Below are 13,699 nucleotides of genomic sequence, written 5' to 3' on the forward strand. Positions count from 1 at the left end.
CCTTTTTATCTCCATAAATATAAGGATCAAAAAATATGAAACTGACTTATCGCGGTTCAAACTACGAGTACGACATTCCGACAGTTGATATGGTGGAAGGCGAAGTCGCGGGCAAATACCGGGGGCAAAACTGGAACTATCGGTATCCGAGACACATTCCCAACCCCAGAAAATACGGCGGCCCAAACTATACCAAAAAGCGAGATGCTCAAGCTGGCGATGTCGCAGCAGCTAGCGCCTCAGCGAGGGTGGATTATTACCCAACAGTTGTGGAAGTGGCGCAAGTGCACCGGGCGAATCTTTGCAATATTCTCGATCGTAGAAAGGAAGCAGCCAAGGCCAAGGGCGATGAAACACTGCTGCGCTTGCTAGAAATTGAGTCGAGACACATGGTGTGTTAGAGAAAAGCTTCAGAAAACAAAGCGTTTGTCAAGAGGGGGGAAATCAACAGCCGCTTGATTTTCCCCCTCTTCCCATAAAGCACTTTCCAGGTAGAAGTACAAATAAACCAGTTTCTGTCACCCCTTGACACAAACCACCTGCTTCAGCGTCGCCACAACTTCGACCAAATCCGACTGCTGACTCATCACCTCATCAATCGGCTTATAAGCCCCCGGAATTTCATCTAAAAATTGCTCATCTTTCCGGCACTCAACCCCCTCAGTCTGCCGCACCAAATCATCGAGAGTAAATACATTTTTAGCTTGAGTGCGAGACATCAACCGCCCCGCACCGTGACTGCAACTACAGTAACTTTCAGCATTTCCCTTCCCTTTAACAATGAAAGATTTCGCCCCCATCGAACCCGGAATAATCCCGTAATCCTCTACATCCGCGCGTACAGCACCCTTGCGAGTCACATACACATCTTCGCCAAAATGCACCTCTTTTTCCGCGTAATTGTGGTGGCAATTCACCTCTAATAACGGCTTAACAGATTTGCCTCCCGCGACGTGCTTTTCCACAATTCGCTTAAACCGATTCATCATTACATCGCGATTAAAACGAGCATAATCTTGCGCCCATTGCAAATCGTGCCAGTAAGCCGCAAACTCCGGCGTGCCCGCTACAAAATAAGCCAAATCTTTGTCAGCCAGATTAATTTCTGCCAGTTTAGCTAAATCTTTAGCAGTCTCGATATGCTGCTGTGCGAGCAAATTTCCAATGCCGCGAGAACCGGAATGCAGCATCAGCCAAACAAAGTTTTCAGTATCAACGCAAACCTCAATAAAATGATTGCCGCCGCCGAGGGAACCCATTTGTTTTAAGGCTTTATTGTCTTGGTGCTGCACGCCTTGATGAAGTTCCTTAAACTCGCCCCATTTTTGCCAGTTAGTGACTGTTTTTTCTACTTCTTTATTTTCCGCAAATCCCACGGGAATGGCGGCTTCGATATCGAGGCGAATTTGTTTGAGTTTACCTTCTAATTTGTGAGCCTTGAATGGCATTTTAATGGCAGCCATCCCGCAACCAATATCAACTCCGACAGCAGCCGGAATAATCGCTTCTTTTGTGGCAATTACTGAACCGACTAAAGCGCCTTTTCCTAAATGTACGTCGGGCATTAGTGCGACGTGTTTGAATACAAAGGGCAAGGATGCTACGTTTGCGGTCATCTTGGTTTCTTTTTCACCTAGGGCGTGATTTGCCCAAGATAATACTGGTTTTGGGGCTGATATGTCTAATTTTTCGTAGGGCATTTTTATTGAGATTTATTTTGCTTATTGTTATGTAGTATATATTGTAGCATAAATAATTTCTGATGTCAAATTCACCTTACTGGCTGATTTTATTACGGTGGGTCAGCTTAACATCAAATGCAGCACCGATATTGTTGGTAAGTCCGACAGCCCGACAGGGAATTCATTCCCTGTCTCATAGCAAAAGTCCTCTAAAAGAGGACTGAAATCGATAAGGCTTTCCCTCACAATCAGCAATCGGCTTTAACCGACTTTCGCTATGAGGCAGGGGTTTAAACCCCTGCCGGATTGCGGGAAAGTGCGTATTTGCTGACGCTACATTTTACAAATTCGCATTTTTTCTCCCGGCCTTCTGCAAGGGAATAGCCACCGCCTGCGGTTTCTTATTCCCTGCAAATATTCCGAAGAAATCGTGCAGCAAAATGTAAAAACACGGAATAATAAACAGCGTCAGCAAAGTCGCCAGCGACAAACCGGAAAACACCACCACCCCCAAAGGTTGCAAGAATTCCGAACCGTCTCCAATGCCCAAAGCTAGGGGGAATAAACCCAAAACTGTGGTAATAGTTGTCATCAAAATCGGACGCAAGCGCTGAGGTGCCGCTTTGAGAATTGCTGTCGTGCGATCGACCTTTTCATCTTCCAGAATTTGGTTCGCCAACTCCACCATAATAATCGCATTATTTACCACAATTCCCACCAGCAAAATCGCCCCCACAATCACCGTTGCGCCGATCGCAGTTTTAGTCGCATACAGCCCGAAAATCCCCCCAGCCAAAGCCAGCGGCACCGTTAACATAATCACCAGCGGATCGACAAGCGAATTGTACTGCACCGCCATCACCACAAATACCAAAAACGCCGCCAAAGAGCCCAAAACAATCAGCGAACTTTGCAATTCCCGGTTAGTTTCCGCCGCCGAACTAGGTATCACTCGCACTCCCGGCGGCAATTTGATTTCCGACAAAACTGTATCCACTTGTTGCAAAGCAGCGCCCAAACTCGCGCCCTTATTAACATTCCCCGCAATCATGAAAACTTGCCGCTGGTTAAGCCTTTGAATTTCCCCAGGCGCTTTTCCCAGTTCAATATTCGCCACATCGCTCAAGCGGATAATGCTGTTATCCCTAGCAGTTAAAGGGATAAATTTTAGTGCGGAAATCGATTGAACAGCAGCGCGATCGAATTGTACCCGCACATCAACCAAACGGTTTCCCCGCTGCAATTGCGTAGGAACAGAACCTTGAATAGCTGTCTGAATCGCCTCTCCGATTTGCCTCGCATTCAAGCCGTAGATTTCCGCTTGTTCCCAGTTGGGGCGAATCTGCACTTCCGTTTGCTGCGGGTCTGCATCCGGGCGAAAAGTAGCTAACTTTACCTTCTCATCCAAAGTTGCCAATATCTCGCGGCCGGCTTGCTGCAATATTTGCTCGTTTTCGCCCTGAAGCAGGACATCAACTTCCGCGCCACGCACTGGCGAATTAGTTAAAACCAAACCTCGCACATTTTCTGGATTCAGACGCAAACGAGTATTTTTGGGCAAGTCAATTTTTTTATTCAATTCTTGCGTAACTCGCTGCACAAAATCCAATGTATTGGTGCCAGGTTTCAGCGTAATGTTGCAGCCGCCGCGCAGCACATTCTCAACCGTATTGTTGCCGAACAACAGCCCGCCCACTGTCGTCAAAGTGTATTGAGTTTCTGGTTGGCTGAGGATAATTTTATCAGCTTCTGCCATGATTCTTTGGTTGGTTGCCAAATTTGTGCCGGCAGGAAACAAAGCGAACAATCTCGCTTGACCGGTATTAATTCTGGGCAATATTTCCTGGGGGATTTGACCGGCCATCAGCCAACTGCCGCCGCCCAATCCAATAATCGCTACTGCAATGATAATCAATCGCCACCGCACTATGCCCGATAAAAATTTACCGTAACCGGCGGTAGCATTAGTAAAAGCTCGATCGAATGCGCGCAGCGGCCAAAAGTTGCTCAAACCGCTGGATAGCCGCAGCGCTAGCAGTCGAGAAGCCATCATCGGTACTACTGTCAATCCGACAATCAGAGAGGCGGCGACGGAAAAGGTGATCGTGAGGATTAATTCGTTGAAAAGTAAGGAAACTAAGCCGCCTATTAGCAAAAATGGTAGTACGGCAACTAAGTTAGTGATGGTGGAAGCAAATAAAGCTGATTCTAATTCTTGGCTGCTTTTTTCTGCTTGCTGCATCAACTGCTTGTTACTGAAGCGCTGACCGTTGGCACTTTTTTTATTGCTGGTTCCTTCGACAATATTCTCCAGCATCACGATCGAGTTATCGACCACAATTCCCACACCCAGCGCCAAACCGCCCAAACTGAAAACGTTCAGAGATAGGCCAAAAACTCCCATCAGGATAATCGCCATTAAAGTTGCGAGGGGAATTGCCACGACAATAATCAAAGTTTGGCGAAGGGAAGCGAGGAACAGCAATACAGATGCCCCCGCTAAAACAGCCCCGGTTAAACCAGAAAATAGGACGTTGCTAATAGAATCGCGGATGAACTTAGACTCGTCGAAGGTATTGACGATAGTCGTGCCTTCGGGAATTGCCCCGGATGCTTTTAATTCTTCTAGCCGCTTTTTGATGCCATCTACAACTGAGATTGTATTCGCGTCCGGCTGCTTTTGAATGCTAATTTTTACGGCGGATTTCTGATTGAGAAATACTTTAACTCGCTCTTCTTCTGTACCGTCAATTACCTGAGCAAAATCGCGCAAAAACACTCGTTTGGGTGGATTAGAACCCGATGCTTGAAAGGAAATTGCCTGAATTTCTTTGGCGTTCTTAAATCGCCCGACGGTACGGGTTAAAGGTTCCGCTGCTTCTTGCCGCAGCCGCCCGCCGGAAGTGTCGAGGTTGCGGGATTCGAGGGCTGATAAAACGTCGGAAATACTGACCCCTAAAGATTGCAAGCGATTTAAGTCAATATTTACTTGAATTTCTTCTTGCACGCCGCCGGCAACGTCAATTGCTGCGATTCCTGGAATTACGTTTAATTCTCTGGATAATTCTTCGTCGGCAAATACGCGCAAATCAACTCCTTGCAATGAGTTGGAAGTGAGGGCAAATTCGTAAATCGGCTGCTGGGAAGGGTCAACTTTGAAGAGAGTGGGCGATTCAACTGTATCGGGAAGTCGGTTGCGGATGCGGTTGACCGCGGCGGTGGCGTCGTTGAGGGCCTGGTCGATGTTGCCCCCGGGTTTGAAAAATAAATCGACGCTGACTTGTCCTTCGCGAGTCCGCGAGAAAACTTGCATGACGCCTTCAGTGGCGGAAAGTCCTTGTTCAAGTGGGCGGGTAACTTCGTCTATTGCTACTTCTGGGGAGACGCCTGGGGCGTTTAAGCGAACGCCGATGCGGGGATAGGTAATGGATGGTAGCAAGTCAACGGGCAGTTGGGTGATGTAGAAAAAGCCCACGATTATAATAGCAAGTGTCAGCATGAGGGTGCCAATATGGCGACGGATGGCGGTCGCGCTAATGCTGAATCCGGGTTTGTCGGGGGTCATTTGATTTTAGATTTTAGATTTTTGAATTGAAAAGTTTACCCAGTCAGCCAGCCTGCAAAGGAATGAATCGCGGGGCTGGCGACCAAATTGTTTTCGCTCAGGCTTTATTTTGTATAGGCAGTGAGAGAATATTTACGCTCTGCACCTGACAAGTAGTATAATAAATTTTAATAAATTGTCAAAAATGTTTTTTTGAATATTCCTTTAGAGGTAGTTGATCGCCCAAAATGCAGATTGGCAGAAATTGCGAGGGGATTTTGAATCTCTATAAGTTATCGCCATCAGGAACAGGCAAGATGCCTGTTCCACAACAAATAAACTTTTTGGTGGAACAGGCATCTTGCCTGTTCCTAAAGTTTTCTTCCCTTTTCTATCTTCCTTCTTCTTCTTCTTCTTCCGACTTCCGACTTCCATCGAACTGACATCCGTTACATCCGTTACATTCGTGGAGCGAATCCGTTGCCGAACTTCCTTCTTTTACTGTACTTGAGAGCCGTGGACGCGGGGGTCGGAGCTACTTGTTTTCACAGGCCCTGTGGGGGGAGTAAAATTAGAAACTTGACCGCCAGCTTGGGCGTGTGGCAGAGGTTTTCCTGCAATTAAAGCTTCTAAGTTAGCTTCCATAATACTGCGCGGCATTTCGCCCATCGTTTCAGCAACGGCGCTGCCTTTATCATTCAAGTAGACAAAGTGCGGAATGCCGTCTACTCGATATTTGGTGATTTCTGGCAGCCATTTGTCATTGTCTACATTCAGCATCACAAAATTTAGCGGTTCGGCGTATTTCTGTTTAATTTCGCTCAAATCGTTAGCCATTGCCTGACAGCTACCGCACCAATTAGCATAAAATTCCATGAGTGTCGGTTTCCCATTTACCAAAGCTGTTTCTAATGGCGTTGAAGCTTTTGCCATGTCGGTGAGACTGCTTGACGGCGTTTGGGTTTGCAGCCCGAAGAAGATGGATATTGAAAGGGCGATCGCTGTTAACACGATCAATAAGTTTCTGATGCGCGTGGCGACTTTTGTTTCGGGATTTTTGGCGACGGGGGCGACAGTTGACTTGGGCGAATTCTGGGTCATAAAATAAATTGCGCTTTGATTTCTATGTTTTTATTTTAAATAATAGATTCAGATTATAGCACATTTTGAGATAATCAGACCCATCTCATAAAAATTTGTGCTAAAGGCAGTAATTAGATTAAGTGCGCTAAAACAGAAGATAACAAAGATTGTTTGTAAATTACCGAGGACTTGCAGGGTGAAAAAACGGGTAACACTGACGTTTCCCCAACGATCGATCCAAATGCCTGTCACCTATCGACTGGCAAAGGATTTTAATGTTGCAGCCAACATTATCCGTGCTCAGGTAGCTCCTAATCAAGTGGGCAAACTGGTGCTAGAGTTATCAGGGGACATCGACCAACTAGAAGCGGCGATCGACTGGATGCGATCGCAAAATATCGGCGTTTCCCTAGCCAGTCGGGAAATACTCATAGACGAAGATATCTGCGTTCACTGCGGTTTGTGTACGGGAGTTTGCCCGACGGAAGCCTTGACCCTTGACCCAGAAAGCTTTAAACTAAGTTTTGCTCGATCGCGGTGTATCGTTTGCGAGCAGTGCATCCCTACTTGTCCGGTGCAAGCTATTTCTACTAACCTCTAGAAACTGTACACACTCATCGGAAGCATCATCTTTTTTCCCTGGTTCTCCTAATTGTGCCATTGGATGAAAAAAAACTCTTGGGTTTCCCTAACTCTACTTTTTGTTACTTATTTCACTTTTGGCTGGAAATTATCGGAGTTTGATGTTCCCCCGCACCTGACTTGGTTTCTAGCCATAGCTTCAATTCTAGTGTTGGCGGCCGCCTTGTCGTTCCCGCTGAGAGACATAAAAGCCTTAATTTTTCGGTGGTTTTCGAGTGATATTGGTGCTTTTCTTTCTATTATTGTAGGAGCTTTTGTGGCAGTGGTAGTTTTTGCTTGGATGCACCTTTTTGCTACTTGTTTACTTTTGATTTCAGCCGGAGCTTTGGCAAGACTCGATATTCAAATGTCTGGTTGGAAGAATTGGCGGGCTTTTGCGGTATTAGCTACCATTGCTTTAACAGGTGTGGGGCTGGGCGGAACTCTGGAGTTTTGGTTAAAAACAGGCAGGCTCGTATTCTCTTAATGAGGAACGGGAAATTCATCCAACCAAATTCTATAACTCGCAACTGATATTTAGCCAAAAACTATCAGATCGCCCATCAATTCAATAAATACAGCTTATTTTTTTTCAATCCCTCACCGGATTAATTCCCCGTTCCGCGCCGTAATCATAGCAGTTTTCAAGCCTGGTGAGGTACAGCATCTCAATTGCCGATTCCCCGTTGGGCGTTACTAATTCCCAATTACTAATTACCAATTACTAATTACCGACAAACCGGGAGTGGAACTGAAAACCCCTAGGGTTGTATTGAACTGTAGCCGACTTGTGCTCAAAATGTTATTGCCAAGATCCGGAAGTCCCGCAGCCAAAAACTTATGGCAATAAAAAAGCAGCTTTCGGGAGCTGCTAGTCAGAATGCATGAGGTATTGTTTTTAGAATAGGACAGGTTGAATTCGATCGGTGCTGGGTTACATTTTTTGATACGGGAGAGTTGATGAGTGAATGGACGATCGTAAAATCGTCACATAGCAGGGTATCATTGATGCTAAATTTCCCGACAATCAAGTTAGCGTTTAACTGTCCTTGCGCCCTACAGCCCTTCAGCGGTGGGGCCATTTTATTTTTAGGGATAACTCAATAGCCGGCTTTAACGAATCAGATGATTCTGGCATTAGTTCTTGTATAAAATCTCCGCATCGCCACATCCTCATACCTATAAAACTTACGCATTACATCCACTCAAACCCGGTGGATTTCAAAATATGGGGTAGTTAAACGGACACACTCAGACAAAAATCAGTATTTTTACCGAAGTCATACAATTTTAGATTTTAGATTTTAGATTTGGGGAATAACTGATGAAGCTGGTGGTTTGGAGCTTGCTTAGGGTTGCATTATTTTTGGGAACTAATATCAACAGTCTTCAAAAACCTGTTATTTTCCCACAAACCCGGTTTCTGAATGTATCAATTGAGATCAGGCCCGGTTTCTGATTTGATAACTTTTTGGATTTCCTCGATCGCCCTAGTCGCCACTGCTTCAGGCCTTTCCCCCACACCAGCATAGACTCGGACATCTGCTTGAGTGTAGAAACGCTCTCGCTCTTTCAAAAGGCTTTGCAGCTTAGATTTGATCTCGCCCTCCTGCAGTAGGGGTCGAGCGGTGTCTGAACGCAGTCGATCGTACAATTGATCTACAGGCACATCCAGCCAAACCACGACACCGTAGTGCAAGTAACCCCAATTCATCGATCGCGTCACAATACCGCCGCCCGTAGCCACGACCGAATTTTGATACGCAGACAATTCGCCGAGCACTTTAGTTTCTAGTTCCCGAAAAGCCTCTTCCCCTTCTCGATCGAAAATCTCAGCAATTGACTGATTAGCAACTCGAACAATTAGTTCATCAGTATCAAAAAAACGGTATTTTAATTTTTTTGCCAAAATCCGCCCTACCGTTGTTTTCCCCGCACCCATCATCCCGACAAGATAGATATTTACTCCCCTCAACCCATCCACTGCCAAATCCTCCGATATTTTTCTATTTTTTCAGGTTAATTGATCTGCCACTGGCGCCATCATCGTCATCAAACTCATCACCCTCATCCAATCCCCAATCATCCTCTGCTTCTGCAAGAGGATTTATAGGTGGTTCATCAGCGGGTTTAGGACTCTCCCCTCCCGGAGGAACGATCACTCGATACTCGGCATCGTATACAGACTCAGTTTGTCCCACCCCAGACTGGCTCGGATCTCGATAGCCGTAAGAGTATACTGAGCCAGCCCAAGACTTGCTTTTCGGTTCCTGCTGAGCTTCGTAAGCCCTCGGATTTGCCGCTGGAACATCATTTACCTGCGGTCGATCGGGAAAATCGCGATCGTCCCCCCAATCGTCATCACCCCCTTGAGAGCCGGATTTTGAGCCATCTGAGACCCAATCGTCCTCATCGTCTGCTGCATAAGCCCCCGGTTGAGCGTAATTCTTCGCCCCATCCGGGTTCGGAGTTTCTTGCAGGAAAGTCCCGGCACTGTAACCAGCCGACGTGCCGTACTCAGTTCGGTAGGAACCAGCAGCCTGAGTTTGACTATTTTCCCTATTCAGATCCGGGTCAATTTCCAGCTTTCTAGGAGGGGGAGGCGGCGTGTAAGGCGTTCTCCTGTCCTCTGGGAAAGTATCGGGACGGCTGCGACTGGATCTGCCGGCGCGGTCTGCCGTTAGAGATAGGTAATTTGCAAAAGCCAGCAAACCAGAAATCAATAAAGATGTGAGAGCTCCCACCGCCATGCTCAGCAAAATCCAGATAGATAAGGGCACAGCAGGCGATCGAACTCCCAAAAACACCAGCGATAAGGCCGGCTCCACATTTTGCAGGGCAAAAATAGTTAGCCCCACCACAATTACTAGCAAAAATACAGGTCGCATATTAAAAATATTGGTAATTTGTTTGTTGTCAGTTGTCAGTTGTTTGTTGTCAGTTGTTTGTTGTCAGTTATTGGTTATTGGTTATTGGTTATTGGTTGTTACTGTCAACTGTCAACTGTCAACTGCCAACTGCCAACTGTCAACCGTCAACTGTCAACTGTCAACTGTCAACTGTCAACTAACTCCCTTCTTCTTCTTTCCAGCGTTTGAGAGGAACGCAATCAATCCCCAACTGGTCTAAAGCGCGAGCCACCACAAAGTCTACCAAATCTTCAATAGTTTGCGGATTGTGATACCAAGCAGGAATCGCTGGTACAATTCTAGCTCCAGCTTCCGCCAAGGTAGTCAAATTCCGCAGGTGAATCAAGCTAAAAGGCGTTTCGCGAGGCACGAGTACCAATTTCCGCCCTTCCTTGAGCTGAACGTCGGCCGCTCTTTCGAGCAAATCCGAGCTCAAGCCAGCCGCCAACTTGCCCAGCGTACTCATGCTACAGGGAATAATCATCATCCCTTGGGTACGAAAGGAGCCACTAGCAATATTAGCACCGACATCTTGCCAGGGATGGCACCGAAGTTTACCCATTGTGGCTACTCCTGCTTGTTCCCGCCAGAATTCCTCTTGTAGCGTCGGTTCGGCGGGCATTCGCGTGTTCTGTTCGCTTTGCCAAACCATGTAAGTAGACTTGGAAGCGACCAGTTCGATCGCGCGATCGGCCTCCAACAAATATTTCAAAGTTCGCACCGCATAAATCAGTCCCGATGCACCAGTAACTCCTACAATGAGGGGGTAGTTATTCGTCATTAGTTATTTGTTAGTTTACAGTTGACTGTTGTTAGTAATTAGTTGTTATATCCAATCTGTTAGCATCGGAATTATTCATATATCTCTTCTCGACCTCTGCGTGAATCAGCGTCAATCCCTTGTCATCTGCGGTTAATAAATTATCTTTTTTTAACCGCAGATGAGGGCAGATTAACACAGATTAACGCAAATAAGTTATATAAATTCCGGTTGCACCGTCCGTAATTGTTGACTGTTGACTGGATTTGACGCCCGACGATGCTATCGGATTTGATATTAGTCCTTAATTATTGTTTGATGATTGTTGAGTATAGTTGGCAGCCCACTTATTAATACTTAGTTGCCAGACAATGACAACTAAGTATTTAGAAAAGTTAACAGTTAACAGTTAACAGTCAACTGTCAACTGTCAACTGTCAACTGTCAACAGATTATTCATCATCATCAAAAGCTTGGCTGCCGCCGCCAACTGCAACTAAATCAATTTGCTGGCGGTAGTAGTCAACACTCTTGACTTGAACTTCTACCCGATCGCCCAAACGGTACTGATTGCGGTTTTTGCGGCCCACCAGAGTTTGCTGGCGCGATCGATACTCGTACCAGTCATCCTTGAGCGAAGAAACGTGTACCAGTCCCTCAACACGCAGGATGTCGCTCTCGGGTGGCCGCACCTCAATTTCCACAAAGAAACCGTAAGACTGCACACCTGTAATCAAACCTTGGAAAGTTTGCCCGGTGCGTTCTTTCATCAATCCCGTTTTCTTCAATCCCTGCAAATCGCTTTCGGCATCCTCAGCAACTCTTTCGCGTTCGGTTAGGTGTACTACTACCGATGCAAACTCCGTCTCAAATTCGTGGTGCAAATCTGGAGGGAGAACATTCCAAGTAATTTGACCGTGACAGGAGGAATGGTGCAAGTCAACTTTTTCCTTAGCCCGTGTTGTGCGGCTGCTGCGGCCTTGCTCGAACACCGCTTGCAACACCCGCAGCACCAGCAAATCGGCGTAGCGGGAAAGCGGCGAAGTGCACCGCGTGTAACCCTCTGACAGCCCCAAACCGAAGTGCGGCTTGGGAGTTGTGCTGTAAACAGCGGGCTTCATGGTGTCTTCCAGCAGGTAGGTAAGAACTCTTTCGGACTTCAGGCCGGCAAACTGCTGGGTAAATCGCTGAAAGTCCAAGGGCAAAACTTCTTCTTCGGTTTCGAGATACAGTTCGCCTCCGAGGTTGTTGGAGAGTTTGATGAACTCTTGAATGTCTGCCGGGTCTGGCATCGGCTGGACGCGGTAAATTGCTGGGACTCCCAAGGCTTGCAGGTGGGCGGCGACAGCTTGGTTGGCGAGTACGACTAACTCGGAGACAGCCGACTGAGCGGGGGGAGCTGTTGCAAAAGCTCCTAATTCGCCTTCGTCGTCGAAGTGAGAGTTAGCATCGGGCAAATTTAGTTCAAAAGCTCCTCGCTTGAGCCTTGTCTGTCTGGCAGCCTGTGAGGCGGCACCGAGTTGATCTAGGAAAGGACGGAGGGCGGAGGATAAAGGGTGCTCTTCGGCATCGCCTGGTTCGAGAATTGCTTGAGCTTGCTGGTAGGTGAGGTGGTAGTCAATTTGAATGACGCTGGCTTGAATCTCGTATTCTAGGAGTTCTCCTGATTCATCTAGGGTGAGCAGTATGCTGAAGGCCAGCCGTTCGCTGTCAGGCAGCAGGGAGCAGCGCTCGTTGAGGGTTTCTGGCAGTACGGCGATGATTTTTTCTCCCAGATGGGCGGCGGTTCCTCGCTTGCGGGCTTCGCGGTCGATCGGGGTTTCTGGCTGCACGTACTCGGCGGCGTCGCTGATGTGGATTCCTATTTGCCAGCGGCCGGGCTTCAGGGTTTCGATCGACAAAGCGCGTTCCACTGGCGGATCGGAGAGAAATGATGTCGGATCAAACTCGTTTTCGCCTCCTCCTTCGGAGAGATTTTCCTCCGGGGCTTGAGGAGCATTGTTTTCGCTGTTGCTTGTTCCCGGTTCGTTTTTGCTGAAGCTAACAGTCAGAATGTTACGCAAATCTAGGCGTTTTTTGATGTCGGTTTTTTTGACTTTGCTGGGCAAATTTTCGGCTGCTTTGATGACGGCGGCGGGGAACGATCGCGGCAAGTCGTGTTTGCAGCATACGATGTCGAGGTCGTCAGCGGCTTCGGCGTCGGAACCGAGTACCTGTACTACTTTGCCGACTGGGCGATGGGTGCCGAGGGGGTAGCGTTTGACTTCGACGTGTACTAGGTGGTCGATCGCCTCTTGGAGATTTGTGCCATTTGCGAGCAAGTCTAGTTCAAACAACAGGCGATCGTCCAGGGGGATTGCTCTGTAGCTGACGCGGCCGGTGGGGGTGGCGGTTTGCTTGACTCGCGCTAGTACCGAGGGGTTGGCGCGTTCGAGGATGAGCATGACTTCGCCTTCGGGCGATCGGCGGCGGCTACCTTCTTTGATGATTTTGACTAAGACTCGATCGCCATTCCAAGCTGTCGAGAGGTGACTTTCCCGCACATAAACGTCTTCTGAGCCTTCGGCGTCTTGAATTGCAAAGCAAAATCCTTTGCTCGAACAGCGCAGTTTTGCTTCTACTACGTCGTCTTCAGCTACTCGGCGATATCGGCCTTTGTCTTTGACTAATATGCCAATTTTCTCTAGAGCTTCTAATGCGATTTGAAGTTTGAGTTGACTGGTGGCGTCGTTGCAGTCGAGTTTTTTCTCCAATGCTTTAGGGGCCACTAATTTGTCTTCTGTAAAATTTGCCAGCAGTGCAGCGATAGAAAATTCCATGTAGCGATCGATCCTCTTGTTTCCAGCAATTAGTCTAAATTTTGGCGAAATCAGCCGCACCCCCTCGGGCCCTCGCAGTGCCTGCTTCCCAACAAATGCGCGGGTTGATAGGTGGAGACGCGAGCACAGCCACCTTGTTTCATCGCGAGTTTTTTTTGAGATTCTCTCCCGACACCGGCTTCGTGCTAATTGTCTGCTGTCTGTATTGAACTGACTGCTGACGGTGCAGAAAACTGTCCCGCACGCTATTCCCCAATACAATTTTTTAGCGTTGGTTTGTT

At 47.4% G+C, this 13,699-nt stretch carries 12 protein-coding genes; 3 read left to right on the top strand and 9 right to left on the bottom strand.

Annotation, left to right across the window (positions count from 1 at the left end; all coding sequences use genetic code 11):
• Positions 1–35 precede the first annotated feature (35 nt).
• A complete protein-coding gene (locus QUA03_RS03795) occupies positions 36–401 on the top strand; it encodes a DUF4278 domain-containing protein (protein ID WP_333209788.1) in 366 nt (121 codons plus the stop codon).
• A gap of 117 nt (positions 402–518) precedes the next feature.
• Here QUA03_RS03795 and QUA03_RS03800 read toward each other — a convergent pair whose 3' ends face one another.
• The 4 genes from QUA03_RS03800 to QUA03_RS03815 form a co-directional block, all read right to left on the bottom strand.
• Positions 519–1,700 (bottom strand): RtcB family protein, encoded by a 1,182-nt coding sequence (locus QUA03_RS03800; protein ID WP_333209790.1) that lies wholly within the window; start codon positions 1,698–1,700, stop codon positions 519–521.
• Positions 1,701–2,022: 322 nt separating this feature from the next.
• Positions 2,023–5,247, bottom strand: coding sequence for an efflux RND transporter permease subunit (locus QUA03_RS03805; RefSeq protein WP_333209792.1), 3,225 nt, complete (start codon positions 5,245–5,247; stop codon positions 2,023–2,025).
• A 204-nt stretch (positions 5,248–5,451) separates the two neighbouring features.
• On the bottom strand, positions 5,452–5,661 hold the full coding sequence (locus tag QUA03_RS03810; protein WP_333209793.1) for a hypothetical protein: 210 nt from the start codon (positions 5,659–5,661) through the stop codon (positions 5,452–5,454).
• A 63-nt stretch (positions 5,662–5,724) separates the two neighbouring features.
• Positions 5,725–6,327 (bottom strand): thioredoxin family protein, encoded by a 603-nt coding sequence (locus tag QUA03_RS03815; RefSeq protein ID WP_333209795.1) that lies wholly within the window; start codon positions 6,325–6,327, stop codon positions 5,725–5,727.
• Between the two features lie 178 nt (positions 6,328–6,505).
• On the opposite strand from QUA03_RS03815, the gene QUA03_RS03820 reads away from it, so the two are divergent.
• Entirely contained in the window at positions 6,506–6,910 is a 405-nt protein-coding gene (locus QUA03_RS03820) for an NIL domain-containing protein (RefSeq protein WP_006635751.1), read from the top strand.
• Positions 6,911–6,973: 63 nt separating this feature from the next.
• Positions 6,974–7,417, top strand: a complete 444-nt coding sequence (locus QUA03_RS03825) for a hypothetical protein (RefSeq protein ID WP_333209797.1) — start codon at positions 6,974–6,976, stop codon at positions 7,415–7,417.
• 105 nt (positions 7,418–7,522) lie between these two features.
• Here the strand turns inward: QUA03_RS03825 and QUA03_RS03830 are convergent, their stop codons facing one another.
• The 5 genes from QUA03_RS03830 to QUA03_RS03850 all read right to left on the bottom strand — a co-directional run bounded on the left by QUA03_RS03830 (position 7,523) and on the right by QUA03_RS03850 (position 13,418).
• Complete coding sequence (locus QUA03_RS03830; RefSeq protein WP_333209799.1) at positions 7,523–7,651, bottom strand: hypothetical protein; 129 nt, start codon at positions 7,649–7,651, stop codon at positions 7,523–7,525.
• 711 nt (positions 7,652–8,362) lie between these two features.
• On the bottom strand, positions 8,363–8,914 hold the full coding sequence (locus QUA03_RS03835; protein ID WP_333209801.1) for a shikimate kinase: 552 nt from the start codon (positions 8,912–8,914) through the stop codon (positions 8,363–8,365).
• A 22-nt stretch (positions 8,915–8,936) separates the two neighbouring features.
• Entirely contained in the window at positions 8,937–9,818 is an 882-nt protein-coding gene (locus QUA03_RS03840; RefSeq protein ID WP_333209803.1) for a LapA family protein, read from the bottom strand.
• A 178-nt stretch (positions 9,819–9,996) separates the two neighbouring features.
• Positions 9,997–10,620, bottom strand: coding sequence for a flavin prenyltransferase UbiX (locus QUA03_RS03845; RefSeq protein ID WP_333209804.1), 624 nt, complete (start codon positions 10,618–10,620; stop codon positions 9,997–9,999).
• Between the two features lie 431 nt (positions 10,621–11,051).
• Positions 11,052–13,418 carry a ribonuclease R family protein gene (locus QUA03_RS03850; protein WP_333209805.1) on the bottom strand — a complete coding sequence of 789 codons (2,367 nt, stop codon included), beginning with the start codon at positions 13,416–13,418 and terminating at the stop codon, positions 11,052–11,054.
• Positions 13,419–13,699 lie beyond the last annotated feature (281 nt).

The organism is Microcoleus sp. S36b_A4 (assembly GCF_036700645.1).
In the GTDB taxonomy this organism is placed as follows: Bacteria; Cyanobacteriota; Cyanobacteriia; order Cyanobacteriales; family Microcoleaceae; genus Microcoleus.